Here is a 26,077-nt window from a genome sequence, read left to right as displayed (position 1 = left end):
TAAACTGTTAGCGGTCTGAAAATAACTGTTTAAAACAAATCTCTCTTAAACATAAAAAATCGATACCCACTCAGCCTGTTAGGGATAATGACTACAAGAGGTCAAAATGAGCAAAGAAATTAAAGCCCAAGTTGTTGTACTTGGTTCTGGTCCTGCTGGTTACTCCGCTGCATTCCGTTGTGCGGATTTAGGTCTTGAAACTGTACTAGTTGAACGTTACAGCACGCTTGGCGGTGTATGTCTGAACGTGGGTTGTATCCCATCTAAAGCACTGCTTCACGTTTCTAAAGTAATTGAAGAAGCGAAAGCGATGGCTGACCACGGCGTTGTGTTCGGTGAGCCTCAAACAGACATCAGCAAAATCCGCATCTGGAAAGAAAAAGTTGTTAACCAACTAACTGGCGGCCTAAGCGGCATGGCTAAGATGCGTAACGTAACAGTAGTTAACGGTTACGGTAAGTTCACTGGCCCTAACTCTATCCTTGTAGAAGGCGAAGGTGAGCCAACAGTTGTTAACTTTGACAACGCAATCGTTGCGGCTGGTTCTCGTCCAATCAAACTGCCATTTATCCCACATGAAGACCCACGTATTTGGGACTCTACTGACGCTCTTGAACTAAAAGAAGTGCCAGAAAAACTGCTTATCATGGGTGGTGGTATCATCGGTCTAGAAATGGGTACGGTTTACCACTCTCTAGGTTCTAAAGTTGAAGTTGTTGAAATGTTTGACCAGGTAATTCCTGCAGCAGACAAAGATATCGTGAAAGTATTTACTAAGCGTATCAAAGACAAGTTCAAGCTAATGCTAGAAACGAAAGTTACAGCAGTTGAAGCAAAAGAAGACGGTATCTACGTTTCAATGGAAGGCAAGAAAGCGCCAGCTGAAGCTGAGCGTTACGATGCGGTTCTAGTTGCTATCGGTCGTGTACCAAATGGTAAGCTAATCGACGGTGAAAAAGCGGGTCTAGAAATTGACGAGCGTGGCTTCATTAACGTTGATAAGCAAATGCGTACTAACGTTCCTCACATCTTCGCGATCGGTGATATCGTTGGTCAACCAATGCTTGCTCACAAAGGTGTGCATGAAGGTCACGTAGCTGCTGAAGTTATCTCTGGTAAGAAGCACTACTTCGACCCTAAAGTTATCCCTTCAATTGCTTACACTGAGCCAGAAGTGGCTTGGGTTGGTAAGACTGAAAAAGAAGCGAAAGAAGAAGGCATCAAGTACGAAGTTGCAACATTCCCATGGGCAGCATCAGGTCGTGCAATCGCATCTGACTGTGCAGACGGTATGACTAAGCTAATCTTCGACAAAGAAACTCACCGCGTAATCGGTGGTGCTATCGTTGGTACTAACGGTGGTGAACTACTTGGTGAAATCGGCCTTGCAATTGAGATGGGCTGTGATGCAGAAGATATCGCTCTGACTATCCACGCTCACCCAACTCTACACGAGTCTGTAGGTCTAGCTGCTGAAGTATTTGAAGGTTCAATCACTGACCTGCCAAACAAAAAAGCAGTTAAGAAGAAGTAAGCTTTTTCTGACTGAATGATAGAAACCGCTGCATTGCAGCGGTTTTTTTATGTTTGCTAGGTAGGAATATAAACGTGTGCTCGGCTGACAGCAGACAATAAAAAGCCCACCAAACGGGTGGGCTGACATATATTGCGAGTTAAGCTTTAGTGTTCACGGTTGTAAATGCAAAGCATGTCTAAGTATGAACTAACAAGGTGCTTAAGTTCCGCTTCACTTTTTGCACGGTTCGCTTGGACAAACAGTGAGTAACAAATACCGTGGAACAAGTTTGCCAAGTGTTCTGAATCGTGCTGATCACACACTTCGCCACGTTCAATCGCTTTAATGAACATGTTTTGTACCAGCAACTGGTTAGTACGGTTAGTTGAAACAAACAATGGCCATACTTCGTCACGTGTTGAAGCACTCCACTCGAACCAAACTTTTAGCCAGTGACAATCTTGGCTGACAAGCTCGATCATCGCATTAGTAATATTGGCGATGTTTTCACGCGCGTGTAGGTCTAAGTCAATGTTATCCGATAGGAAGTTCGAGAACTGACGTACGACGTGGTTGAGTACTTCATCCACTAAGTCTTCACGAGTCGGGAAGTAGTTAAAAACGGTCGCCACAGAAACTTGAGCAATTTCTGCGATATCTGCATGACCACCACGACCGATGCCGCGGCGCGCAAACACTTCCAATGCGATTTCCATTAACTGTTGCTTACGCTTAATCGGGGAAAGCCTAGTTCTAGGTCTCTTTGCAATTGAGTCCATATCCATTTTCCTTGCCATTTGAGTTGATATTGGGGGTAACCCCCTAATTGATTATTTTAATAGTTGCTTAAAGCAGTGATGAGTGTAATGGTGCATATCAACAAGGTCAACATCTGTAGAACAATTTATATACAGTAATGTCATTATTATTGATAAATTTAGCTATGAACTTTATAAAACTAAGACCTTCTTCCAAGATTTTTTGGCAACAGGATGTGACTTTCAACCCAATGAACGTGGTGATACACTACACGCCGTAAGATTAGGTGATCGTTTGCGTGCGACTTACCTCAACCCACAAATTAGATTGAGCACAGTATGAAACATACAATAGAAGTCATGATTTCTGAGCAAGAAGTTCAGGAACGAGTTCGTGAATTAGGCAAACAAATTACAGAGCGTTATCAAGGTAGTGAAGATCTTGTGTTGGTAGGCTTATTGCGTGGCTCATTTGTATTTATGGCAGACTTGGCACGTGCTATCGAACTGACTCACCAAGTTGATTTTATGACAGCGTCAAGCTACGGCAACACAATGGAAAGTTCACGTGACGTTCGTATCTTGAAAGATTTGGATGATGACATCAAAGGCAAAGACATTTTGCTTGTTGAAGACATCATTGATACAGGTAACACACTAAATAAAATCCGTGAGATCTTATCGCTGCGTGAGCCGAAGTCTATCGCGATTTGTACGCTCCTAGATAAACCATCTCGTCGTGAAGTGAATGTTCCTGTGGATTGGATTGGTTTCGAAATCCCAGATGAGTTTGTCGTTGGTGTGGGTATTGATTACGCGCAGAAATACCGCCACTTACCATACATCGGTAAAGTTGTACCTCAAGAATAATCATTGAGAGCAGCATTAAAAATACAAAAAACGCCCATCTTAGATGGGCGTTTTTTTGTTCAACTTTTAGATGTAGCTTAGCGACAAAGCAGCTTATTGTCTGTATTTAGAATCGTCGAAAGGGCTTTCTGATAAGACGCTTCTACGGTTTCCTTAGAGTTAGAACGAATGCCTAAGTACTCTAAACGACCATCTTCAATGCCGTATACCACGCCATGAATTTCAACATCTTGCCCACGCTCCCAAGCGTTTTGCAGGATGGTTGAGTTACCCAAGTTGTACACTTGCTCTGCAACATTAAGCTCGCCTAGTTTATCCGCTCGATCTTGCTGCGGCATTTGATCTAGGTAAGTGCGGTGTTTGAAATAGATATCTCTTATATGTAACAGCCAATTATTAATAAGACCTAGCTTAGGGTTATCAATGGCAGCGTTTACGCCACCACAGCCATAGTGTCCACAGACAATGATGTGCTTAACCTTAAGAACGTCTACGGCGTATTGAACGACGGACAGACAGTTGAGATCAGTATGGATGACTTGGTTTGCAACATTCCGATGAACGAATAGTTCACCCGAGTATAGTCCGGTTAGTCGCTCGGCAGGGACACGGCTATCAGAACAGCCAATCCAAAGAAAATCGGGCTTTTGACCCTCTGCGAGTTTTGCGAAATATTCAGGTCGATCAGATTTGATCTCTTGAGACCATTTTGAATTGTTTTCAAATAACTGTTTAATTTCCGGCATCTTGCAAACTACTTCCCTTAAAAGACAAAAGCGCTGCCGCTTATATGAACATGCAAGCGATCAGTGTTGTAACTATACACAATGTTACAATTTCGATCTCGTTAAATATTCGTCAGACAGGACTCATCTGACTAGTTTTCATCAATAAAAACGTAAAATTAGGCCTAATTATTTGTGGTGTGAATTTAGCCTTAATCTATTTATGGTTTAAATTTTCGCCTGGCTCGTTAAAGTAATGACATTTTACTTTTTAAAATTGAATGCAGGGAAATCAGCAGTGTTCGGTAGTCGTTTTGAAGATATTAATTTCAAAGGGGATGTATTTGGTGGGGTAACCACGGCGATTATCTCTCTTCCTTTGGCGTTAGCGTTCGGTGTTGCATCCGGTGCAGGGGCAGAAGCAGGCCTCTGGGGCGCAATAATGGTCGGTTTGTTTGCTTCGTTGTTTGGTGGTTCTAATACGTTAATATCAGAACCAACAGGGCCAATGACGGTAATCATGACCGCTGTGTTAACCAGTATGATGGCGAAGTATCCAGAAACGGGCATGGCCATGACCTTCACGGTTGTTATGATGGCTGGCGCGTTCCAAATCCTATTAGGGACGTTAAAACTGGGTAAATACGTTACCTTGATGCCTTATAGCGTGATTTCGGGCTTTATGTCAGGGATTGGCGTGATTCTTATCATTTTGCAGCTATCACCTTTGATGGGGCATGCTGCTCCTTCTGGAGGAGTGCTCGGAACATTATCTGCTTTGCCGGAGACCATTTCTAACCTTAAGTTCAGTGAACTGTTTTTAGGTCTGCTGACTTTGGGGATTCTCTTTTTCTTCCCTAAGCAATATCGAAAATACGTACCAGCGCAACTCGTGGCGTTGGTTGCGGTGACTTTGTTGTCTGTGATGTTCTTCGATACGGAAGACATTCGTCGTATCGGTGAAATCCCGGCAGGATTGCCTTCTCTCGTTGCGCCTCATATTGATCCAGATATGTTTGTTGAGATGGTTATTGATGCGCTGGTGCTCGGCACCTTAGGTTGTATCGACACTTTGTTAACGGCGGTTATCGGTGACTCCTTGACTCGTAAAGAGCACGACTCAGACAAAGAGCTGCGAGGCCAAGGTCTTGCCAACATGATCTCTGGCCTGTTCGGTGCACTACCTGGCGCGGGCGCAACGATGGGCACGGTGACTAACATTCAAGTTGGGGCTCGTTCGCCATTGTCCGGTGTGATTCGTGCACTTATGCTTGCATTGGTCGTATTGGTTGCGGGTGGATTAACGGAGCCGATCCCAATGGCTGTGTTGGCTGGCATTGCAGTATATGTCGGCTTTAACATTTTGGATTGGAGTTTTATTCAACGAGCACACAAGGTTAGCTTTTCCGGAATGGCGGTAATGTATGGCGTTATGTTGCTCACAGTGTTCGTTGATCTTATCGTTGCCGTGGGCTTGGGCGTCTTTATTTCCAACATTATTATCATTGAGCGTCTGAGCCGAGAGCAGGCGAGACAAGTGAAAGCGATCAGCGACGCGGATGAAGACGATGTGCCGCTAACTGACAGCGAGCGTGGCTTGCTTGATCGCGCCAATGGCAAAGTACTGTTCTTTTATCTTTCGGGCCCAATGATCTTCAGTGTTTCTAAGGCAATTTCACGCCAGCATTCCAGTATTTCGGATTATGATGTGATGATTCTCGATCTTACCGATGTACCTATGATTGATGTTACTGTCGGTTTAGCGTTAGAAAACGCGATTAAAGATGCGCTCGATGCTAATTGTGCCGTGTATTTGTTGTGTCCAAATGAGCGCACGCGAGAACAGCTAGAAAAGTTCCACGTTATTGATCTTGTCCCGAATGACAATATGTACCAATTCCGTTATGAAGCATTAAATGCGGCGGTAGCACATGTCGAGGCGGACCAGTATCAGCGTATAACGGCGTAATCACTCTGATCGTTAAAACGCAACAGCGCTCTGTTGCGTTTTTTATTCCCTAACTTTTCCTTACTTGCAGATAACCTTTACGTTGATAGGGACTATATTTCCAATATTATCGAAAGGTTTAATTGTAATCATCGTTATTCAACGATAAACTGATGGACCTCCAGTACAATACCCAAGGCGATTTCGTAGTAAACCGCTGATAAACATCGAGTCGGTATTAGTAATCACAAACAAACGGCAATCACGACCTTATGTACGCATTAGAAATTGAACAGCTGCGCAAGACGTATGCAGGTGGCTTTGAGGCGTTAAAAGGTATTAGTCTCCAAGTGAAAAAGGGTGACTTCTACGCGCTTCTGGGTCCCAATGGTGCAGGAAAATCGACCACGATCGGCATCATCTCTTCCTTAGTGAACAAAACTTCTGGGACGACGAAAGTTTTCGGTTATGACATTGATACCGACCTTGAGTTGGCCAAACAGAATTTAGGCTTGGTGCCACAAGAGTTCAACTTCAATCAGTTTGAAACTGTTGAACAAATCGTGATGCAGCAAGCGGGCTATTACGGTGTGTCTAAAGTATTAGCCAAAGAACGATCTGAAAAGTACCTGAAAAAACTCGATTTATGGGAAAAACGTAAAGAGCGTGCCCGTAATTTATCTGGCGGAATGAAGCGCCGTTTGATGATCGCCCGAGCTTTGATGCACGAGCCGCAGTTGCTCATTTTGGATGAACCAACGGCTGGGGTGGACATTGAACTACGCCGCTCAATGTGGGAATTTCTGAAAGAGATTAACCAAGAGCAAGGGATTACGATTATTTTGACGACGCACTACCTAGAAGAAGCGGAGATGCTGTGTCGAAATATCGGCATTATCAACCGGGGTGAGTTGATTGAAAACACCACCATGAAGGCGTTGCTAGGTAAGTTAAGCGTCGAGACATTTATCCTAGACATTGAATCTGAAGGCGAGGTGCCTGAGCTTGAAGGCGTCAATCGACAAAGTATTGTTGATGGCTCTTTAGAGATAGAGCTAGATAAAAGCCAAGGATTGAATTCAGTGTTCAGTCAGTTAACAGAGCATGGTATTAAAGTTCTTTCAATGCGTAACAAAGCCAACCGACTGGAAGAGTTGTTTGTCAGCATTGTAAGAGAAGGGAGTAAGTAAATGTACGGTTTATATTGGACGGCATTTCGTAGCTTGCTGAGCAAAGAGATCACCCGTTTTACGCGTATTTGGGTGCAAACTTTAGTTCCGCCTGCAATCACAATGACACTGTATTTCATCATTTTCGGTAATCTTATTGGCTCTCGAATCGGTGAGATGAGCGGCTTTAGCTACATGGAGTACATAGTTCCAGGTTTGATCATGATGTCGGTGATCACCAATTCATACTCGAATGTGGCTTCTTCGTTCTTTAGTGCAAAACTACAGAAGAACATTGAAGAGCTGCTGGTGGCACCAGTGCCAAATTACGTGATCATTGCAGGATACGTAATGGGCGGTGTGACTCGAGGTTTGTTAGTAGGCGCTATTGTTACCTGTGTGTCTCTATTGTTTGTGGATCTTCAAGTTGAACACTGGGGCATTATTGTTGCGACCGTCTTCATGACATCCGTTGTATTTGCTCTAGGCGGGCTGATCAATGCGGTCTATGCAAAAACGTTTGATGATATTTCGATCATTCCTACATTTGTGTTGACCCCGTTAACCTACTTGGGTGGTGTTTTTTATTCCATCAGCTTACTGCCTGAATTTTGGCAAGGTGTCTCTAAGATTAACCCAATCGTCTACATGGTGAATGCGTTCCGTTATGGTTTTTTAGGCGTATCGGATGTGGGTATTGTCACCTCATTCAGTGTGCTTGCGGTGTTTGTGATAGCGCTGTATGCCGTTGCTCATTACTTAGTAACGAAAGGTATTGGGCTAAGAAGCTAAGACTCTCCCACACAACAAAGAGCAGCGAATCATGCTGCTCTTTGGCATGCATAACAATACATAACCATACAATCTTTCAGTTTTTATCATGATAGGTTTCAATCATTTGTAATAAATGAGTGATCCTATGAATATTGTCCCGCCGCCGCCTTTCTCCTATCAGTTACTTAAGCCCAAATATTGGTCTGTATGGCTGGCATTTGGATCTTTAGCGATTCTTGTTAATGTACTGCCATACATAGTATTGCGAATCTTAGGTAGAAGCATCGGTTGTGTTGCGATGCATGTAATGAAGCGCCGACACAAGATCGCTCTGCGTAATCTCCAGCTGTGTTTCCCTGATTTTACGGACTGGCAATGTAAGGACGTAGTACGAAAAAACTTTCAATATACGGGAATGGCGATCATCGAAACGGGGATCGCCTGGTTTTGGCCAGATTGGCGGATACGTCGGATAACCTCTATTGTTGGAAAAGATCGTTTACTCGCTGAGGAAAAGAATGGCCGTGGTGTGTTGGTGGTGTGCAGTCACCATTTAAACTTGGAGATAACCGCTCGTATTTTTAGCCAGTTTGCCAAAGGTTATGGCGTTTATCGCCCAAATTCGAACCCTGCTTATGAGTTTATTCAACATCGAGGTCGAACTCGTTTTGGGCATCAAATGATTGATCGAAAAGACGTTAAATCAATGCTCAAAGTTCTGAAAAATGGTCATCGACTGTGGTATTTGCCCGACCATGATTATGGCGTCAGCCATTCTGTTTTTGCGCCGTTCTTTGCTGTTGAACAAGCCGCGAGTACCGTGGGCTCTAGTGTGCTTATAGACGCAACAAAGTGTGCGGTCATATCTGGCGTCACAGTGAGCAAGAATCACCATTACACGTTATATATTGGAAAAGATATCAGTGAGCGTTTCGAGAGGCGTAATGCGATTAAAGCGGCAAGTATCTTGAACCAAGAGCTTGAGAAAATGATAAAACGTGATATTCCAGCGTGGATGTGGCTGCACAAGCGGTTTAAAACACGCCCTGAAGGGTTAGATTGCGTCTATACGTAGAAAATAAAAAAGGTCGACTAAGAGTCGACCTTTTTACGTCTTGATGGCTCAGAGCTTACTCTGCGCTCTCTGAGTTTGTATTACTAGACTCTGCTTCTTCCTTCGCTTCGACAACCATATCTACCGTTTGGTTATCGATAAGACGAGCTTTGCCTAAGAACGCAGACATCAGAATGACGGCTTGTGTCGTTTCTGGTGTGATCACTTGTAATGTACGAGCATCACGAATGAAGATCTCATCAGGGTGCAAACCTGCAGCTCGCAGTTGGTCGCTCGCATCTTCGATGATCGATGCGTAGTCATCACGGCCGCCACGAATGGCACTGCTGATCCAACGCATTGTACGAGCAAGTACTGGCGCACGTTGACGTTCGTCAAGTGTAAGCAGACCATTACGTGAGCTCATTGCTAAACCGTCCATTTCACGTACGGTTGGTACACCGATGATTTCAATGTCCATCGCAAGATCGACAACCATCTTGCGGATAACCGCAAGTTGTTGAAAATCTTTCTCACCAAAACAGGCCACATCTGGCTGAACGATGTTAAATAGCTTGTTTACGATGGTTGTGACGCCACGGAAATGACCAGGGCGTGAAGCCCCTTCTAAAATAGTCGATAGACCCGGAACATCAACAAACGTTTGTTTATCAAGCCCTTCAGGATAGATAACTTCTGGTGTCGGCGTAAATACCACATCGACCCCTTCAGAGGTTAACTTGCTTAAGTCTTCCTCTAGCGTACGCGGGTAATTATTTAAATCGTCTGCACGATCAAACTGCATCGGATTAACAAAGATGCTTACGACAACGATATCAGCGTATTCGCGTGCTTTACGCACTAAAGTTAAGTGACCTTCGTGAAGGTTGCCCATGGTTGGGACAAACGCAATTTTACGACCTTCACGTTTAAAGGTTTTAAGGTGTTCACGAACTGCTGAGATTTCCGCAAAAGTATGCATGCATTTATCCTCTAGGCAATGGTATGAGCGTCGTCTGGGAATACACCGTTGGCTACATCTTCAATGTATTTAGCAACGGCTTTGCGCATATCACCTGTTTCAGCAAGAAAGTTTTTGGAGAATTTCGGCATGTAGTTGGCAGAGATACCGAACATATCATGCATCACGAGAATTTGACCATCTGTCACGTTACCAGCTCCAATACCGATAACAGGCACGTCGAGCACTTGCGTAATACGCTCAGCAAGCTCAGCAGGCACGCACTCTAGTAAGACGATTTGAGCGCCTGCTTCTTGCAGTGCTAACGCATCTTTCACCATGCGGTCCGCTTTTTCTTGATCGCGACCTTGGACTTTGTAACCACCAAAAATATTCACGGCTTGAGGAGTTAAACCAAGGTGAGCACAAACTGGAACCGAGCGTTCAGTGAGCATTTTTACAGTGTCTACTAGCCAGTCACCACCTTCAATTTTCACCATATTGGCCCCCGCACGCATCAGTGTAGCCGCATTTTCGCAAGCTTGCTCTGGCGTGGTGTAGCTCATGAATGGCATGTCAGCCATCAACAAACAATTTGGGCTACCTGCGCGTACGCAACGAGTATGGTAAGCGATATCATCGACCGTTACTGGCAGAGTATCGTTGTGACCTTGCAAAACCATACCTAGAGAATCACCAACAAGAAGTACTGGCATTTCTTGGCTTTCAAACAGTTGGGCAAAGCTCGCATCATAAGCGGTTGAAGTAGCAAATTTACGACCTTCTTGCTTCCACTTGATTAGGTCGTTGATGGTCATTTTTTTCATGTTTTTATCCTTACTAGGAGTTGGCTATGACTGCCAGATACTGAGGCCGTTTCTATCTACTTGTTCCAGTAGTTTAGAGACCTCGGTCCCATCGGGGAGTTGTAAACTTGGTGCAATTTCCGCAAGAGGGTAGAGTACGAATTCACGCTCTTTCATTCCATAATGAGGAACGATCAGCCTCTCGGAATTAATCACCTCATTGCCATAAAGAACAATGTCGAGGTCCAAGGTTCTTGGTCCCCAACGTTCGTCTTTACGGACACGCCCTTGTTCTTGCTCAATGGCTTGTGTGCAATCGAGCAATTCAAGAGGCGTCAAACTGGTGTTAATCGACACAACCGCATTAATGTAATCCGGTTGGTTTTGTGGTCCCATTGGCGTGCTGCTGTATAGCGAAGAAGCCTGAACAAATTCTGATTTAGGCAGCGTTTTTAACGCTTCAATCGCTTGCTTCGCTTGGCTGACAGGATCAGCCAAGTTACTGCCTACCGCAATGTACGCTGTGATCATGACTTAGGCTTACTCTTTTTCTTGCGATAGGTTTTACGGCGGCGCTGACCACTCTTCGGTGATTGACCGTCTAGGTCGGCAGCCATTGCTTGACGCATTTCTCGGCCTGCATTTTGGAAAGTTTCCCACCACTTGGCAAGCTTCTGAGTGTCACCACCTTCAATTTCACCGCGCATTTCAAGAAAATCAAAGCCAGCTCTAAATTTATTGAGCTCCATCAGGCGGAATGCACGTTTACCGTTGCGTCGTGGAAGACGAAGCTGCAGCTGCCAAATCTCGCGAATGGTTGCGGTGTGGCGTCTTGGAATGGCAATTGTACGAACTTGTTCATCAAGAATGATGTTACTCGCTTCCATAATAGCGTCGTAATGGCCTAGGTTGCGCTCTTCCATCAGTTCATCGGCTTTCGCACACAGTGGGTACCACAGCATTGCAGCAAACATAAATGCTGGATTGATGCGTTTCCCATCTTCGATGCGCATGTCGGTAGAATCTAGGACAAGATCCAACATTTGCTCAGTGTGAGAGGAGTAATCTTCTGTAAAGTGCGCTGCAATCGTCGGGAAGAGCTGTTGGAATAGGTTGTACTCACGCAGTAGGTGGTAGGTTTCTAAGCCGTGACCGGATTGCAATAACTTGAGTGACTCTTCAAAAAGACGCGCTGACGGAATGTCACCGAGCAACGGTGCCATGTGTTCGATTGGCGCCGCGGTGTCTTCTTCAATATCAAAGTCCAGTTTTACCGCGAAGCGAACTGCACGCAACATACGTACTGGATCTTCACGGTAGCGTGTTTCTGGATCGCCAATCAGTCGAATGAGGCGATCTTCTAAATCCTCAATACCACGTGCGTAGTCGTGAATCGAGTAATCCGCGATGTTGTAGTACATCGAGTTAATCGTGAAATCACGGCGCTCAGCATCTTCATCGATGGTGCCGTAGACATTGTCACGCAGCAGCATTCCTTCTTTCGATTGCTGAGAGATGCTCTTATTCTTTTGCTCTTGGTGGTGACCGCGGAATGTCGCTACTTCAATGATATCTCGGCCAAACATAATATGAGCCAAGCGGAAGCGGCGACCAATCAAACGGCAGTTACGAAATAGCTGTTTGATCTGTTCCGGCGTTGCGTTGGTCGCAATGTCAAAATCTTTTGGTTTCTGTCCAAGCAGTAAGTCTCGAACCCCGCCACCCACAAGAAAAGCATCGAAACCAGCACCATTTAGGCGGTACAGTACCTTCAGTGCATTATCACTGATCTGCTTACGCGAAATGTTGTGCTCTTCACGAGTTATTACATTGAGAGCGAGCTCTGGAATAGTGGCAGGTTCGCTTGGTGTATAGTCGTTTGTATTCATGTGCATCTGGCAATAACTGGGTTTAGTCCAATCTTGCTTTGGTTAGTTTTTGCGCCTCTAGGGCCTAATTTGCGGCTAATGATAGCCTACACAATGCCATTTGAGAATCACGCTGTGATCTCGATCTCTGTTGGAAGCTGTTCCAAGCGCCAGTTTTCGCAGCCCCAACGAAGAATCTCTTCTATGTTGGCCGCTTTTATGGCTTCCGGTATCTCGAAGCCCAAAAATGTCATGGCGCGTAATAGAGTAGGCTTTGGTGTCTCTATATCAATAGCCGTCGCGTGATTTTGTTTCGACAGTTTATTGCCGTTGTTGTCCATCGCCAATGGTAAATGCAAGTAGCTGACTTCAGGCTGCCCCAGTATCTGGTACAGACTGATTTGACGCCCTGTTGGCTCGATTAAGTCTGCACCACGCACGACTTCGGTGACGCCTTGGTCGATGTCGTCCAATACTACCGCAAGATTATAAGCAAATAATCCATCTCGACGTTTAATAATGAAATCTTCATTAACGAGTTGCTCTGGAATCTTAATTGTTCCACGCTTCTGATCGAAGAAATGAGCGACAGGCTTGGTCATTTTTAGGCGAATCGCGCCGTCTTTCAAGTTTTTATCGCGGCAAGTGCCATGATAAAACCCGCCATGCTCTTTAATTTGCTTTCGAGTACACTGGCAATAATAGGCCTCACCATTTTCGAGCCATGTGTTTATTTGGGCTTGGTAAAGGTCATGACGTTCACTCTGGTATACCACCTCTCCATCCCAATGCAGCTGATAGGCTTTGAGCGCATCTAGGATAAGTTGCACCGCACCTGGCATTTCTCTTGGTGGGTCCAAGTCCTCAATACGTACTAACCAGGTTCCGTTGTGTGCTTTCGCTTGAAAATAGCTGCCAAGAGCGGCAATCAGTGAACCAAAATGTAAAGGACCAGAAGGAGATGGGGCGAATCGACCTACATAGCGTGTCATGCGTGTATCTCGAATTTAGTAAACAAATGGGATGCAAAGGTAGTCAAAACAAAAAGGGAGCCTGAGCTCCCTTCAATAATCATAATGCATGGTTGATTAACCTTGCATTTGCTTCTCTTTGATTTCTGCAAGTGTTTTACAGTCAATACATAGGTCAGCGGTTGGACGTGCTTCAAGACGGCGAACGCCAATCTCTACGCCACAAGACTCACAGAAGCCAAAATCGTCTTCTTTGATTTTATCCAAAGTCTTTTCAATCTTCTTGATCAAACGGCGTTCGCGGTCGCGGTTACGCAGTTCTAGGCTGAACTCTTCCTCTTGAGAGGCGCGGTCAACTGGATCTGGGAAGTTTGCTGCTTCGTCCTGCATGTGGTGAACGGTACGATCCACTTCAGCTCTCAGCTGGTCGCGCCAAGCTGTTAAGATTTTCGTAAAGTGTTCAACCTGCTCTGGTGACATGTACTCTTCACCAGGCTTTTCCTGATATGGCTCCACGCCGGCAATGGCTAGGATGCCTATCGTTTTCTTCTTTGATTCTGGCATACAGCATCTCCTACTTACACCTAGTCAACTGCTACGCAGTCAATTTAAGGCGGGTATCTATAGCAAAAAGAGGCGGTGCAAGCAAATACTGAATCGCAAAGTTATCGTCAATGTGAAGACGACATCATTTTTTCTCTTAATTGATAAAATCAATAGCGGAAATCAGCTTCATTCCAGTATCGCTCAGTTCAGCTTTGTAGCAGAGAACTTCCACTCCAGCGTCTTGTGCTTGTTTGAGTAATAGTGAATATTTCGCGTCTATATGGTGCGCCGCGGATACTTTTTCAATACCTGAATGTAAAACAGTGAATAAAAGTATGGCTCTACTTCCATTTTGTGCCATTTCTGTGAGCTCTCTCAGGTGCTTTTGTCCCCGAGTCGTGACCGCATCTGGGAAGTATCCTTGTCCAGTAGAGTCGGTCTCATCAAGAAGAGTGACGCTTTTCACTTCTATATAGCACTTTGGCTTGTTGTCTGCGCTGAGCAAGATATCAATTCGGCTATTTTCATTACCGTATTTCACCTCAGTTTGAAGTGTGTCATAACCACAAAGCTCTGAAATGACATTATTTTCAATAGCCTCAACGGCTAATTGGTTGGCGCGCGCGGTATTGATACAAATGCGGTGGCCTTGTTCGGTTTCACTCAACTCCCAACTATTGGGATATTTTCGTTTCGGGTTGTCGGAAGTGGAAAACCAAACTTTGTTTCCCGGTGTCGCACAACCTGTCATAGCACCAGTGTTTGCGCAGTGGATAGTACGAATTTCACCGGTATCGAGTTCGATATCGGCAAGAAAGCGTTTATAGCGTTTGAGTAGAGTGGCGGACTCTAAAGCGGGTGTGAAATGCATTTGCTTATTTAGACAAAAATTTTTTTATGTACAATGTTGCCACCATTACACCATAAGGTATTTCCTTTGTCACAATTGCCGATTGAAGCCGTGATGCCTGAGTTGCTGACGGCGGTCAAAAATCAACATCAAGTGATCTTAAAAGCGGCGCCTGGTGCCGGTAAGTCGACTTACTTCCCTTTGCAGTTACTCTTAAATCATTCGGTTGCTGGAAAAATCATCATGCTCGAACCAAGACGACTCGCGGCGCGTAACATTGCCCGTTATCTTGCTGAGCAATTGGGAGAGCAAGTAGGCCAACGCGTGGGTTATCGAGTTCGTGGCGAGGCAAAGGTAAGTTCTGCAACGCAGTTGGAGATCGTGACTGAAGGGATCATGACTCGGATGATTCAAACTGACCCTGAACTGGATGGTGTTGATCTCCTGATCTTTGATGAGTTTCATGAACGCAGCATTCATGCCGATACCGCTTTGGCATTCAGTTTAGAAGTTCAAGAGGCATTGCGAGACGATCTCAAGCTGGTGGTAATGTCGGCAACGCTTGATCAACAAGCCTTACAGTCGTTGTTGCCGGAAGCCAGTTACATTGAATCAGAAGGACGCAGTTTCGACGTAGACATGCGTTACCAACCGTTAGGTGTGAATGATCATTTACCTACGAGTATGGCAAAAACAATAGAAAGTCTTATGAACAAAGAGTCCGGCTCTTTGTTGGCTTTCCTACCGGGCGTTGGGGCCATTAAACAAGTCGAAGAACGTTTATCTCATTTGGCGGATGATATTGAAGTGTGTCCGCTTTATGGGCAACTGAGCTTTACTGAGCAACAAAAAGCCATCACGCCGGCAGAACACGGCAAGCGTAAAGTCGTACTCGCGACCAACATCGCAGAAACTTCACTGACGATTGAAGGCATTCGCCTTGTGGTTGATTCTGGGTTAGAGCGTATTGCCCGGTTTGATTTGAAAAACGGTTTAACACGCTTAGAGCAAACACGCATTGCACAGTCTTCAGCGATTCAGCGTGCAGGACGAGCGGGACGAATAGAAGAGGGCATTTGCGTTCGCCTCTATTCTGAAAGTCAGTTCAAGCAGCAACCTCTGGTTCCCCAGCCCGAAATTTTGCATTCCGATTTGGCTAGTTTAGTTATGGAGCTCGCATTTTGGGGAGCGAGTGATATCAACGATCTCAAGTGGCTTGATGTTCCCGCTAATGCGTCATTGGAACAAGCGAAGCAGCTATTGGTGTCATTGGGACTACTGACGGAAAAAGGGCAATTAACGTCCGAAGGAAAACAGGCGCATGAACTAGGCGTTGAGCCTCGTGCGGCTGCGATGCTAATTAAAGCGCAATCTTACAGTGATAAGATGTTAAATGCTGCTTTGGCGGCGGTCGCACTGATTGAAGAGCCAGAAAGAAACGTCACCAATATCGCTCATAGCTGGCATCGTTGGCTTGTTGGTACTCATCCAAAAAAGTCGATGTTGTTCAAGCGTGCTCAATCTCTGGCGTACAAATTAGATACGGTATTTGATCTGAAAGGCGTGGATGAAGAAGCATTACCGCTGGTGTTAAGTTTGGCATTTCCAGATCGCATTGCGCAGCAGCGCACAAATCAATTTGGGCGATTTACTTTGGCTAATGGTCATGGTGCAGAATGTCGTCAGGAAGACATGCTAGGTGGCTGTGAGTATTTGGTTGCCGTTGACTTAATGCGTTCTCATTCTAACTCCAGTCAAATTCATTCGGCATGTGAATTGGATGTCAATATATTGCGAGCGACCTTTGAAGCACTATTTTCGTCTGAAGAAGTTGTAGACTGGGATGAAAAAAGAGGGCGTCTAATGGCTGAGCGACAAACAAAACTCGGTCAGCTGGTCGTTGAACGCGAGCCGTTGCCAAGCCCTGGCAAAGAAAAAATGACACAAGCTTTACTCACGTATGTCCGCCGCCAGGGCTTACAGAGTCTAAACTGGACACCGGCAGCGGAGAGCTTGTTGGCTCGGATTCGTTGTGCGGTGGAATGGTTACCCGAGCAATCATGGCCAATGTTTGATGAAGCCAGTTTGTTGGATTCATTAGAAGAGTGGTTAGAGCCGTACATGACGTCCGTCAATTCGGTTAACGATTTGAGCAAGATAAACTTGGTCGAAGCGCTGAACGCTCGATTAAGTTGGCCACTCAATCAACAGCTGGATGAATGGTTACCAGAGCATTACCAACTGCCGACAGGTTCAAAGAAGCGTATCCGTTACCAGTATGGCCATGAGCCGAAATTATCGGTGCGTATGCAAGAGGTATTTGGTGAGAGTGGCTCCCCTACGGTAGCGCTTGGTCGCAAGCGTTTAGTGCTTGAACTGCTTTCACCGGCACAACGTCCGCTGCAAGTGACGTCTGACTTGGCGGCTTTCTGGAATGGAAGCTATAAAGACGTCCAAAAAGAGATGAAAGGGCGCTACCCAAAACACAGGTGGCCTGATGATCCTGCCAATCATGTAGCAACTACGAAAACAAAAAGACAATTGAATAATGACTAACAGCAAGAAGCCTAGCGCGAAAAAAGCGCCAGCGAAGAAAAGTACAACCAATAAAGGAACGACAAAACAGACTCGACGCACACCGAGTAAAAAGCCGACTAATGAGAAACGTTCGTGGCTGAAAGTTTTGTGGTCATTTAGCTGGAAAGCCGGTGTTGCGCTTGCCGCTGTTTTGCTGTTTGTGGGGATTTACTTAGATAGTGTAGTGAAAGAACGCTTTGAAGGTCAGCTGTTTGAACTGCCAACGGTGGTTTATGCTCGCATCTTGAACTTAAATCCGGGTGAAAATATCACCATTCAAGAACTTCGTAACGAGCTGGATGTACTGAATTACCGTAAGGTAAGTCAGCCTCGCTACCCTGGAGAGTACTCATCTTCTTCCACTCGGATTGAATTGATTCGCCGTCCATTCGAATTTGCCGATGGTCCTGAACCGGATCGTCACGTGATGCTCCATTTTTCAGATTCTGGCTTACAGCGTATTCAGTCTTTAGAGTCCCGAGGTGATCTTGGTTACTTACGCTTAGAGCCTAAGATGTTGGGTATGCTGGAGAAAGATCAAGATGAGCAGCGTCTGTTCTTGCGTCGTGATCAGTTCCCAGAAATTTTAGTTGATGCACTGCTTGCGACCGAAGACCGGGATTTTTATCAACACGATGGGGTGTCTCCACTCGCGATTGCACGAGCAATGGTTGCAAACATTAAAGCGGGTCGTACTGTTCAAGGTGGTAGTACGCTAACTCAGCAGTTGGCGAAAAACCTGTTTTTGACCCGTGATAAAACGCTGTGGCGAAAAGTTAGAGAAGCGTATATCGCGTTAATTTTGGATTACCGTTACAGCAAAGATCGTATTTTAGAAGCCTACCTTAACGAAGTGTATCTAGGGCAAAGCGGTGGTGAAGCGATCCACGGGTTTGGCTTGGCATCGCGTTATTACTTTGGACAACCGATCCAAGAGCTGCGAATCGATCAACTGGCGATGTTAGTTGGGATGGTAAAAGGACCGTCTTACTACAATCCAATTCGTTATCCCGAGCGCACGAAAGAGCGCCGCGATCTTGTATTACGTTTGTTGATGCAGCAAAACATGCTGACATCTGAGCAGTATGAGCAAGCCGTCAGTCGTTCGCTTGATACGCAGAGCAAACCACGTATCGCGAGCCGTCAGCCCGCTTATTTCCAACAATTGAGCATTGAATTGAAAGAAAAAGTGGGGGAGCGATTTAAAGCGGAAACCGGACTGCGCGTGTTTACGTCTCTGGATCCGGTATCGCAAAGCAAAATGGAGCAAGCCATCGCGAAAAAGATCCCGGAGCTAGCTAAACGAGGCGGTAAAGAATTAGAAGCCGCTGCAGTCGCGGTTGATCGTCATAGTGGTGAAATCCGTGCCATGGTTGGCGGTAAACGTGTTGGTTATGAAGGTTTTAACCGCGCGCTCAATGCCAGTCGTCCAATTGGTTCTTTAGTTAAACCAGCGATTTACTTGACGGCTCTAGAACAACCGGAAAAATATAACCTAGGCACGACGCTACACGACACGCCGCTAAGCCTGAAAAGCAGTAAAGGTAATGTATGGACACCGCGCAACTACGACCGAAAATACCGTGGTGATGTGCCACTCTACATTGCTTTAGCGAAGTCACTCAACGTGCCAACTGTGCGCTTAGGCATGGCGCTTGGTATCCCAGAAGTATCCGATACTTTAGAGCGTTTGGGCGTCAACAAAGACGAAATCCGCCCAGTGCCTTCGATGTTTTTGGGCTCGTTTTCTTTGACGCCGTTTGAAGTCGCGCAGATGTATCAGACACTGACGAACTCAGGCAAACGTGCGAAACTGACCGCTCTGCGTTCAGTGATGGATATGGAAGGTAATGTGCTGTATCAATCCTTGCCTCGTTCATCAAGAGCCGTGGATGAGCAAGCAGCATGGCTAACGACCTACGCGATGAAACAGGGGGTTGCTCAAGGTACAGGCCGCTTCTTACAAAGCCAGTTTGGTTGGGCTGCACTGGCAGGAAAAACGGGTACCAGTAACGATAACCGCGATAGCTGGTTTGTCGGTGTTGATGGCCGTGAAGTGACGACAATTTGGCTAGGCCGCGACGATAACAAACCGGTTCATCTAACGGGGTCGAGCGGTGCATTACGAGTGTACGCAGAGTATTTGAAGCAACGCATTCCTGAGCGTTTAGAGCTTCCATGGCCAAGAGAGATCACCACGTTAGGATTTAAGCCGACATCAGATGGTGGTTTAGAAATGAACTGTCGTAGTGATTATAAACTGCCAGTTTGGGATAAAACGGGTCAAATAAAGCAGCAGTGTGAGAAGAAATCAAACTGGCTTAACAGCTTATTTGATTGGTAGCATCGCCAAATCAACAACATTAGCTTGTTTATCTGATTAATTCTTAGTACATATTAGGGCGTGTTAGTACAGTACTGCTAGCACGCCCTACTTGATCAGATATTCAATAAAGGAAGAAGTGAATGTTCAAAAAGCTGTTATCAAGCCCATCGGTTCGCAACTTTGCGCTTTGGGTTAGTACCTTTTTGATGATCACTCCTTCTGTTTCCCTCGCAAACTCTCCAACAAAAACGGATGACTTGGAACCTCGACCAAAGGTGGCGGTTGTGCTCGCTGGTGGCGGAGCGAAAGGGGCGGCACACATTGGGGTTTTAAAAGCATTGGAAGAAATGCAGATCCCTGTCGATATTGTGACCGGTACCAGTATGGGCGCCTATGTGGGTGGGCTCTATGCCACGGGTATGAGTGCTGATGAAATCGAGAGTTTTATCTACACCGTCGATTGGGGCAGCGGTTATCGAGATCGTGTTGACCGTAGCCAACGTCGAGTTCGTGACAAAGAGTATGAAGACCGCTACCAAATTAATACCGACCTCGGCTTAAGGTTCGGTGAGGTACGAGCACCAACGGGTGTGGTGCAAGGCCAGAACATGTTGCGCGTATTGCGTGAGACTACAGGGAACTTAGGGCGATTCGATTCTTTTGATGATCTTGCCATTCCTTATCGCTCTGTGGCGACAGATATTCTTGCGCTAGAGGAAGTGGTTCTTGGCAATGGCTACCTTGTGGACGCCATGATGGCTAGCATGTCTGTACCAGGAGCGCTTCCTCCCTATAAGCTCAATGGCCATATGCTTGTCGATGGCGGCGTGGTCAATAACATGCCTGTCGATGTGGCTCGCGCCATGGGGGCTGATGTCGTTATTGCCGTCGATATTAGCACCGATTACAAAACCGAAGATGAATTTACGGGGCTGTTTACTGTCGCGGACCAACTCTCTAACTATCTCGTTCGTCGTAGTACACAACAGCAAGTGGACGAGCTTGAACCTCAAGATATCTATATTCGTCCCAATGTGGGCACCATGGAAACCGTCGAGTTCGACAAAATGCCTTGGGCTTTTCAAGCTGGGTACGATATTACCAAGCAGTTAAAAGACAAGCTGAAAGAGTTACGCTTGTCCAACGCGGACTATCAAAAATACATCGATCGCAAACAAGAAGTTCGTAAAACTTTGATTTATGGCGATCAGCGTGTGGTTGATGACATTGTGATTGTAAATAACACGCACTACAGCGATGTGTTATTGACGAATCGTATTGAACTAGAAACCGGACGTCGTATTTCAACGGCCGAAATTGAGAAAGCCGTTGAAAACCTCTACGCGTTAGATCGGTTCGAGCTCATCACTTATCACTTTGAAGAGGTGGATGGTGAGACATTGTTGGTTTTTGATGTTAACGAGAAGTCGTGGGGGCCTAATTATCTCAACTTCCGATTTTTTCTTGAAGATGACTTCGATACAGATAGCCAGTACGGCATAGGAATATCGACCAACTTTACCAATTTAAACTCTCATGGCGCGGAGTTGGGGTTCAACGTAGAAATGGGCACGGATAAGCTGATTGAAGCTGAGTTGTATTCCCCTGTTTTATCTAGCCAAGAACTTTTTGTATCGGGGCGAATTTCCTATGGCAGTGAGAGCCGAAACTTACCTTTAACAGAGCCTCAAGCACCAGATTTAGAGTCAGTAAATGACTTTTTTCCGGTCACTTACGATGATTTTACAACAGAGTTAGCGATAGGTATCCAACCCACATTGTGGCAAGAACTTCGATTTGGCGCTCGCTACTCAACCGGAGATATTGAGCTTTCTACTTTGGCTTCTGCTGGTAAATTGGATTTTGAACGTCGTGGCCTGTTTGCCAACTATCGCCTAGATACACTTGATGATTTCGCATTTCCGACTCGTGGACTTTTAGTCGATCTCGAATATTTAGTGTCTCATGATCAAAGTCCTCAAGGCGTTAGCCTTTTAGAGACTGACAAAATTATTGAAGATACCGTGTATGAAATCTCTGCACGATTTAAAGGTGCGGTCAGTCATCAGCGTCATACTTTAGTCGGACATGCTGAATATAGTTTTGTAGAGAGTAAAAACTCATCTTTACCGCTTGATCCCAGAGAGTTGGGCGGCTTTTTAAGCCTATCTGGAATCCCAAGAAATAGCCTGATCGGACAGAACTTATTTTTCAGTAGTTTGGTGTACCGATATAAGTGGTTTGATAATGATTTCGGATTGTTTGAAGCTCCAGTCTACCTAGGCGCATCGGTCGAATATGGCGGTGTTTGGTCTGATAATGATCTGAAACTAAACGAAGCGCCGCTTTACAATGCTGGCTCCATCTTCTTTGGTGTTGACTCACCAATAGGACCAATAATGTTGGCATACGGTCGTACCGAGCAAGATTTGGATGCTGTGTATTTGATCGTAGGAACATCGTTTAATTAATCGGGTATGAGAAAGCAAAAACTTGGCATATTTGGTCAAAATTAGCATAACTTTAGTCGTAAGTTGCTATGTTGGTCAAAATGATAAGATTTTAATTTAAGGTTAAATTTGCTATTATTTTGCCCACAGTTTGGCCTCTACGGCGCTGTTTCTCAATCATAATTGAATGAAAACAAGGGCAATGGAGAGCCAAGTTTCCAAGGATGTTCACTCCTTTACTTTAAAAATAGTAATAATAGAGGAGGAACCGCAATGAGAGGAAAAAGTCGTGCTTGAAGCCTACCGTAAACACGTCGAAGAGCGTGCTGCTGAAGGAGTTGTTCCTAAACCGCTAGACGCAGAACAAGTTGCTGGACTTGTAGAACTTCTGAAAAATCCCCCGCAAGGTGAAGAAGAAGTCATTCTTGACCTACTTGAAAACCGTATCCCTCCAGGTGTTGATGAAGCTGCTTATGTAAAAGCGGGTTTCCTAACAGCAGTAGCAAAAGGTGAAGTTAAATCACCATTAGTGAGTCGTGAAAAAGCGGCTGAACTGCTAGGCACTATGCAAGGTGGCTACAACATCGAGCCGCTAGTTGAGCTATTGGATGACGAAGTACTGGCAGAGATTGCTGTAGAAGCGCTGTCTCATACACTTCTGATGTTTGATGCTTTCTATGATGTAGAAGAGAAAGCAAAAGCAGGCAATGCGCATGCACAGAAAGTACTTCAATCATGGGCTGATGCTGAGTGGTTCCTTTCTAAGCCTAAGCTTGAAGAAAAAGTCACTCTAACTGTATTTAAAGTAACAGGTGAAACGAACACGGATGACCTTTCACCTGCACCTGATGCTTGGTCTCGTCCTGATATCCCAGTGCACGCACTTGCGATGCTGAAGAACGAGCGTGAAGGCATCAATCCTGATCAACCGGGCAATATTGGTCCGATCAAGCAAATTGAAGAATTGAAAGAAAAAGGTCACCAATTGGTTTACGTTGGTGATGTTGTTGGTACTGGTTCTTCACGTAAATCTGCAACCAACTCAGTACTTTGGTTCATGGGAGATGATATCCCTTACGTTCCAAACAAACGTGCTGGTGGTTATGTGCTTGGTGGTAAAATTGCACCTATCTTCTTCAACACAATGGAAGATGCGGGCGCACTACCAATCGAAGTCGATGTGACTAAGCTCAACATGGGCGATGTTATCGATGTTTACCCATATGAAGGTAAAGTTTGTAATCACGAAACAGGTGAAGTTTTAGCTGAGTTCTCGCTGAAAACGGAAGTACTGATTGATGAAGTTCGTGCTGGTGGTCGTATCCCATTGATCATCGGTCGTGGTTTGACAGACAAAGCGCGTCAATCGCTAGGTCTTGAGCCTTCGGACGTATTCCGTAAACCTGGTGAAATCGCAGATTCTGGCAAGGGTTACACGCTTGCACAGAAAATGGTTGGTAAAGCGTGTGGCGTAGAAGGCATTCGCCCTGGTACCTACTGTGAGCCGAAGATGACGACAGTAGGCTCGCAAGATACTACCGGCCCTATGACTCGTGATGAACTTAAAGACTTGGCGTGTTTGGGCTTCTCTGCTGACCTTGTCATGCAGTCTTTCTGTCACACATCGGCTTATCCAAAACCAGTAGACGTTAACACGCACCACACACTTCCGGACTTTATCATGAACCGTGGTGGTGTATCTCTTCGTCCTGGTGACGGTATTATCCACTCATGGCTAAACCGTATGCTACTGCCGGATACTGTCGGTACGGGTGGTGACTCGCATACTCGTTTCCCTCTAGGTATTTCATTCCCAGCCGGCTCGGGCTTGGTTGCCTTTGCAGCTGCGACAGGCGTTATGCCGCTAGACATGCCAGAGTCAATCTTGGTTCGTTTTAAAGGTGAAATGCAACCGGGTATCACACTGCGTGACCTTGTTCATGCCATCCCTTACTACGCGATTCAGCAAGGTCTACTAACGGTAGAAAAAGCGGGCAAGATCAACGAATTCTCTGGCCGTATCCTTGAGATTGAAGGCCTAGAAACGCTAACGGTTGAGCAAGCATTTGAGCTGTCTGATGCTTCTGCTGAGCGTTCTGCGGCAGGTTGTACTGTGAAACTGTCTCAAGAGTCGATCGAAGAGTACCTAAACTCTAACATCGTGATGCTGAAGTGGATGATCTCTGAAGGTTACGGTGACCGCCGTACTATCGAACGTCGTATTACAGCGATGGAAGAGTGGCTAGCAAATCCTGAGCTGATGCAAGCGGATAAAGACGCTGAATATGCACATGTGATTGAAATCGATATGGCTGAAATCAACGAGCCAGTACTATGTGCACCGAATGATCCGGATGACGCTCGCTTGTTGTCTGAAGTACAAGGCACAGCGATTGATGAAGTGTTCATCGGTTCTTGTATGACGAACATCGGTCACTTCCGCGCTGCTGGTAAGCTGCTAGATAAGTTCAATGGACAGCTTGCAACTCGTCTATGGATCGCTCCGCCAACGAAGATGGACAAGGATCAGCTAACGGAAGAAGGTTATTACGGTATCTTTGGCCGTGCTGGGGTTCGAATCGAAACACCAGGATGTTCACTGTGTATGGGTAACCAAGCGCGTGTTGCAGACAAATCAACAGTGATGTCTACCTCAACGCGTAACTTCCCGAACCGTCTAGGTACTGGTGCGAATGTTTACCTGTCGTCTGCGGAACTAGCTGCCGTAGGTGCAATCCTTGGTAAGATTCCAACTAAAGAAGAGTACTTGGAGTATGCGAAGCAAATTGATGCAACCGCTACAGATACTTACCGCTACTTGAACTTCCATAAAATGGATCAGTACACCAAGAAAGCGGATGAAGTGATCTTCCAAGAGCCTGCATAAGTTTAACTGCACAATTAAAAAGCACCTCAAACGAGGTGCTTTTTTTATGGGCGCAATTCGCTATACTCCGCACCAAATTGATACGAAAAGGCAATCTCGATGGAATTTGAATTCATCCGTAACACGTTGATGGGCGAGTACTACGTAAAATGCAGCATGGGGCATGAGATTGTTGGGCGCTGGCTACAAGAAGAAATTGGCAAAGATCCTATGAAGATTGCTCAGGTTGAAAAGCTAATTGAGCAGTCATTTTCAGCGCCTTCTCAAGAGCATAACCTAACAGGTACAGAAATTAGCTTGATGATTCAGGGCGATGAAGTCCTAGTGCAAGAAAACGCATTGGCCCATGACCATGATGTTGAGATGGAAAGTGAATTCGATTTCTACAATGCAGAAAGTACAGCAAGCTGTGGAATAGAGGACTTCATGATTCTTATCGAGCGATGGAAAGACTTTTTGAACATTTAGTGCACAGTTTTGGGTAACTTTCCTTCTGTTGCTTTAAATTTGTGAAAAGGGCGCACCGATATGGTGCGCCCTTTTTGTTTATAGATATGTAAATTGACGTTAGTTTTTATTATTCAATGACTTAAAAACTTGGCACGTAGATTGGATTATTAGAAGTGTTTCAGGATGAAAGCTTCGGAGAGAATTGAATGAAAATAATCAATGCCATTATTAAGCCGTTTAAATTAGACGATGTGCGAGAAGCATTGGCTAACGTCGGTATCGAAGGGATGACGGTATCAGAAGTTAAAGGGTTTGGTCGTCAAAAAGGCCACACGGAACTGTATCGCGGCGCTGAGTATCAGGTCGATTTCCTACCAAAAGTGAAAATTGAAATCGCTACTCACGCGGATAATGTTGAGCGAGTGGTTGAAGCGATTACAAAAGCTGCGCAAACAGGAAAGATTGGTGACGGTAAAATTTTTGTCTACGACCTGAACCAAGCGGTGCGTATCCGAACGGGCGAAATGGACGCAGAAGCACTTTAAGAATTCAAGGGATTGGAGAAACTTAT

General features: G+C 45.4%; 21 protein-coding genes. 12 read left to right on the top strand and 9 right to left on the bottom strand.

The window, feature by feature from the left end; genetic code table 11:
* The first annotated feature begins 106 nt into the window (after positions 1–106).
* On the top strand, positions 107–1,534 hold the full coding sequence (gene lpdA / locus LIX84_RS08875; RefSeq protein ID WP_005379993.1) for a dihydrolipoyl dehydrogenase: 1,428 nt from the start codon (positions 107–109) through the stop codon (positions 1,532–1,534).
* 146 nt (positions 1,535–1,680) lie between these two features.
* On the opposite strand, the gene opaR is transcribed toward lpdA, so the two are convergent.
* On the bottom strand, positions 1,681–2,295 hold the full coding sequence (gene opaR, locus LIX84_RS08870) for a transcriptional regulator OpaR (RefSeq protein WP_031780576.1): 615 nt from the start codon (positions 2,293–2,295) through the stop codon (positions 1,681–1,683).
* A 318-nt stretch (positions 2,296–2,613) separates the two neighbouring features.
* Here opaR and hpt point away from each other — a divergent pair, with 318 nt between their 5' ends.
* Positions 2,614–3,144, top strand: a complete 531-nt coding sequence (gene hpt, locus LIX84_RS08865; RefSeq protein ID WP_005379995.1) for a hypoxanthine phosphoribosyltransferase — start codon at positions 2,614–2,616, stop codon at positions 3,142–3,144.
* A 77-nt stretch (positions 3,145–3,221) separates the two neighbouring features.
* On the opposite strand, the gene can is transcribed toward hpt, so the two are convergent.
* A complete protein-coding gene (gene can / locus LIX84_RS08860; protein WP_005379996.1) occupies positions 3,222–3,890 on the bottom strand; it encodes a carbonate dehydratase in 669 nt (222 codons plus the stop codon).
* A gap of 277 nt (positions 3,891–4,167) precedes the next feature.
* Here can and LIX84_RS08855 point away from each other — a divergent pair, with 277 nt between their 5' ends.
* The 4 genes from LIX84_RS08855 to LIX84_RS08840 all read left to right on the top strand — a co-directional run bounded on the left by LIX84_RS08855 (position 4,168) and on the right by LIX84_RS08840 (position 8,835).
* The gene (locus LIX84_RS08855) at positions 4,168–5,838 is read left to right on the top strand and encodes a SulP family inorganic anion transporter (RefSeq protein WP_114323662.1); all 1,671 of its coding nucleotides are present in this window, start codon (positions 4,168–4,170) and stop codon (positions 5,836–5,838) included.
* A 251-nt stretch (positions 5,839–6,089) separates the two neighbouring features.
* Entirely contained in the window at positions 6,090–7,007 is a 918-nt protein-coding gene (locus LIX84_RS08850) for an ABC transporter ATP-binding protein (RefSeq protein ID WP_226421113.1), read from the top strand.
* Complete coding sequence (locus LIX84_RS08845) at positions 7,008–7,778, top strand: ABC transporter permease (RefSeq protein ID WP_005396714.1); 771 nt, start codon at positions 7,008–7,010, stop codon at positions 7,776–7,778. It begins immediately after the preceding gene.
* Positions 7,779–7,905: 127 nt separating this feature from the next.
* Positions 7,906–8,835, top strand: a complete 930-nt coding sequence (locus LIX84_RS08840) for a Kdo(2)-lipid IV(A) acyltransferase (RefSeq protein WP_012841423.1) — start codon at positions 7,906–7,908, stop codon at positions 8,833–8,835.
* A gap of 55 nt (positions 8,836–8,890) precedes the next feature.
* On the opposite strand, the gene panC is transcribed toward LIX84_RS08840, so the two are convergent.
* The 7 genes from panC to sfsA form a co-directional block, all read right to left on the bottom strand.
* Entirely contained in the window at positions 8,891–9,796 is a 906-nt protein-coding gene (panC, locus tag LIX84_RS08835) for a pantoate--beta-alanine ligase (protein ID WP_170890966.1), read from the bottom strand.
* A gap of 11 nt (positions 9,797–9,807) precedes the next feature.
* Positions 9,808–10,602: a 3-methyl-2-oxobutanoate hydroxymethyltransferase gene (panB, locus tag LIX84_RS08830; protein ID WP_005396718.1), complete on the bottom strand. Its 795-nt coding sequence runs from the start codon at positions 10,600–10,602 to the stop codon at positions 9,808–9,810.
* Between the two features lie 24 nt (positions 10,603–10,626).
* Positions 10,627–11,112, bottom strand: coding sequence for a 2-amino-4-hydroxy-6-hydroxymethyldihydropteridine diphosphokinase (gene folK, locus LIX84_RS08825; protein WP_005396720.1), 486 nt, complete (start codon positions 11,110–11,112; stop codon positions 10,627–10,629).
* Complete coding sequence (pcnB, locus tag LIX84_RS08820; protein WP_046875073.1) at positions 11,109–12,476, bottom strand: polynucleotide adenylyltransferase PcnB; 1,368 nt, start codon at positions 12,474–12,476, stop codon at positions 11,109–11,111. The genes folK and pcnB overlap by 4 nt, the downstream gene beginning before the upstream one ends.
* 101 nt (positions 12,477–12,577) lie before the next feature.
* Positions 12,578–13,441: a tRNA glutamyl-Q(34) synthetase GluQRS gene (gluQRS, locus tag LIX84_RS08815; protein WP_226421112.1), complete on the bottom strand. Its 864-nt coding sequence runs from the start codon at positions 13,439–13,441 to the stop codon at positions 12,578–12,580.
* A gap of 96 nt (positions 13,442–13,537) precedes the next feature.
* Positions 13,538–13,984 carry an RNA polymerase-binding protein DksA gene (gene dksA, locus LIX84_RS08810; protein WP_005386584.1) on the bottom strand — a complete coding sequence of 149 codons (447 nt, stop codon included), beginning with the start codon at positions 13,982–13,984 and terminating at the stop codon, positions 13,538–13,540.
* A 136-nt stretch (positions 13,985–14,120) separates the two neighbouring features.
* Positions 14,121–14,837, bottom strand: coding sequence for a DNA/RNA nuclease SfsA (gene sfsA, locus LIX84_RS08805; protein ID WP_005396723.1), 717 nt, complete (start codon positions 14,835–14,837; stop codon positions 14,121–14,123).
* A gap of 66 nt (positions 14,838–14,903) precedes the next feature.
* Here sfsA and hrpB point away from each other — a divergent pair, with 66 nt between their 5' ends.
* The 6 genes from hrpB to LIX84_RS08775 all read left to right on the top strand — a co-directional run bounded on the left by hrpB (position 14,904) and on the right by LIX84_RS08775 (position 26,051).
* A complete protein-coding gene (gene hrpB, locus LIX84_RS08800) occupies positions 14,904–17,372 on the top strand; it encodes an ATP-dependent helicase HrpB (RefSeq protein ID WP_226421111.1) in 2,469 nt (822 codons plus the stop codon).
* On the top strand, positions 17,365–19,737 hold the full coding sequence (gene mrcB, locus LIX84_RS08795) for a penicillin-binding protein 1B (RefSeq protein WP_226421110.1): 2,373 nt from the start codon (positions 17,365–17,367) through the stop codon (positions 19,735–19,737). Before hrpB ends, mrcB begins: the two co-directional genes overlap by 8 nt.
* A 122-nt stretch (positions 19,738–19,859) precedes the next feature.
* Positions 19,860–22,190, top strand: coding sequence for a patatin-like phospholipase family protein (locus LIX84_RS08790; protein WP_226421109.1), 2,331 nt, complete (start codon positions 19,860–19,862; stop codon positions 22,188–22,190).
* 268 nt (positions 22,191–22,458) lie between these two features.
* Positions 22,459–25,056 carry a bifunctional aconitate hydratase 2/2-methylisocitrate dehydratase gene (gene acnB, locus LIX84_RS08785; RefSeq protein WP_226421108.1) on the top strand — a complete coding sequence of 866 codons (2,598 nt, stop codon included), beginning with the start codon at positions 22,459–22,461 and terminating at the stop codon, positions 25,054–25,056.
* 99 nt (positions 25,057–25,155) lie between these two features.
* Positions 25,156–25,524 (top strand): YacL family protein, encoded by a 369-nt coding sequence (locus tag LIX84_RS08780; RefSeq protein WP_012841428.1) that lies wholly within the window; start codon positions 25,156–25,158, stop codon positions 25,522–25,524.
* Positions 25,525–25,712: 188 nt separating this feature from the next.
* The gene (locus tag LIX84_RS08775; RefSeq protein ID WP_005396729.1) at positions 25,713–26,051 is read left to right on the top strand and encodes a P-II family nitrogen regulator; all 339 of its coding nucleotides are present in this window, start codon (positions 25,713–25,715) and stop codon (positions 26,049–26,051) included.
* The last annotated feature ends 26 nt before the right edge of the window (positions 26,052–26,077 follow it).

This window comes from Vibrio sp. E14, assembly GCF_020515785.1.
Classification (GTDB): Bacteria; Pseudomonadota; Gammaproteobacteria; order Enterobacterales; family Vibrionaceae; genus Vibrio; species Vibrio diabolicus.
The sequence above is the reverse complement of the archived record's forward strand: the minus strand, read 5'-3'. Positions and strand labels throughout refer to the sequence as shown.

Excerpts from the sequence above, each read along its gene's own strand:
- lpdA (WP_005379993.1), top strand. The coding sequence starts at position 107 with ATGAGCAAAGAAATTAAAGCCCAAGTTGTTGTACTTGGTTCTGGTCCT.
- opaR (WP_031780576.1), bottom strand. The coding sequence starts at position 2,295 with ATGGACTCAATTGCAAAGAGACCTAGAACTAGGCTTTCCCCGATTAAG.
- hpt (WP_005379995.1), top strand. The coding sequence starts at position 2,614 with ATGAAACATACAATAGAAGTCATGATTTCTGAGCAAGAAGTTCAGGAA.
- can (WP_005379996.1), bottom strand. The coding sequence starts at position 3,890 with ATGCCGGAAATTAAACAGTTATTTGAAAACAATTCAAAATGGTCTCAA.
- LIX84_RS08850 (WP_226421113.1), top strand. The coding sequence starts at position 6,090 with ATGTACGCATTAGAAATTGAACAGCTGCGCAAGACGTATGCAGGTGGC.
- LIX84_RS08845 (WP_005396714.1), top strand. The coding sequence starts at position 7,008 with ATGTACGGTTTATATTGGACGGCATTTCGTAGCTTGCTGAGCAAAGAG.
- LIX84_RS08840 (WP_012841423.1), top strand. The coding sequence starts at position 7,906 with ATGAATATTGTCCCGCCGCCGCCTTTCTCCTATCAGTTACTTAAGCCC.
- panC (WP_170890966.1), bottom strand. The coding sequence starts at position 9,796 with ATGCATACTTTTGCGGAAATCTCAGCAGTTCGTGAACACCTTAAAACC.
- panB (WP_005396718.1), bottom strand. The coding sequence starts at position 10,602 with ATGAAAAAAATGACCATCAACGACCTAATCAAGTGGAAGCAAGAAGGT.
- folK (WP_005396720.1), bottom strand. The coding sequence starts at position 11,112 with ATGATCACAGCGTACATTGCGGTAGGCAGTAACTTGGCTGATCCTGTC.
- pcnB (WP_046875073.1), bottom strand. The coding sequence starts at position 12,476 with ATGCACATGAATACAAACGACTATACACCAAGCGAACCTGCCACTATT.
- gluQRS (WP_226421112.1), bottom strand. The coding sequence starts at position 13,441 with ATGACACGCTATGTAGGTCGATTCGCCCCATCTCCTTCTGGTCCTTTA.
- dksA (WP_005386584.1), bottom strand. The coding sequence starts at position 13,984 with ATGCCAGAATCAAAGAAGAAAACGATAGGCATCCTAGCCATTGCCGGC.
- sfsA (WP_005396723.1), bottom strand. The coding sequence starts at position 14,837 with ATGCATTTCACACCCGCTTTAGAGTCCGCCACTCTACTCAAACGCTAT.
- mrcB (WP_226421110.1), top strand. The coding sequence starts at position 17,365 with ATGACTAACAGCAAGAAGCCTAGCGCGAAAAAAGCGCCAGCGAAGAAA.
- LIX84_RS08790 (WP_226421109.1), top strand. The coding sequence starts at position 19,860 with ATGTTCAAAAAGCTGTTATCAAGCCCATCGGTTCGCAACTTTGCGCTT.
- LIX84_RS08780 (WP_012841428.1), top strand. The coding sequence starts at position 25,156 with ATGGAATTTGAATTCATCCGTAACACGTTGATGGGCGAGTACTACGTA.
- LIX84_RS08775 (WP_005396729.1), top strand. The coding sequence starts at position 25,713 with ATGAAAATAATCAATGCCATTATTAAGCCGTTTAAATTAGACGATGTG.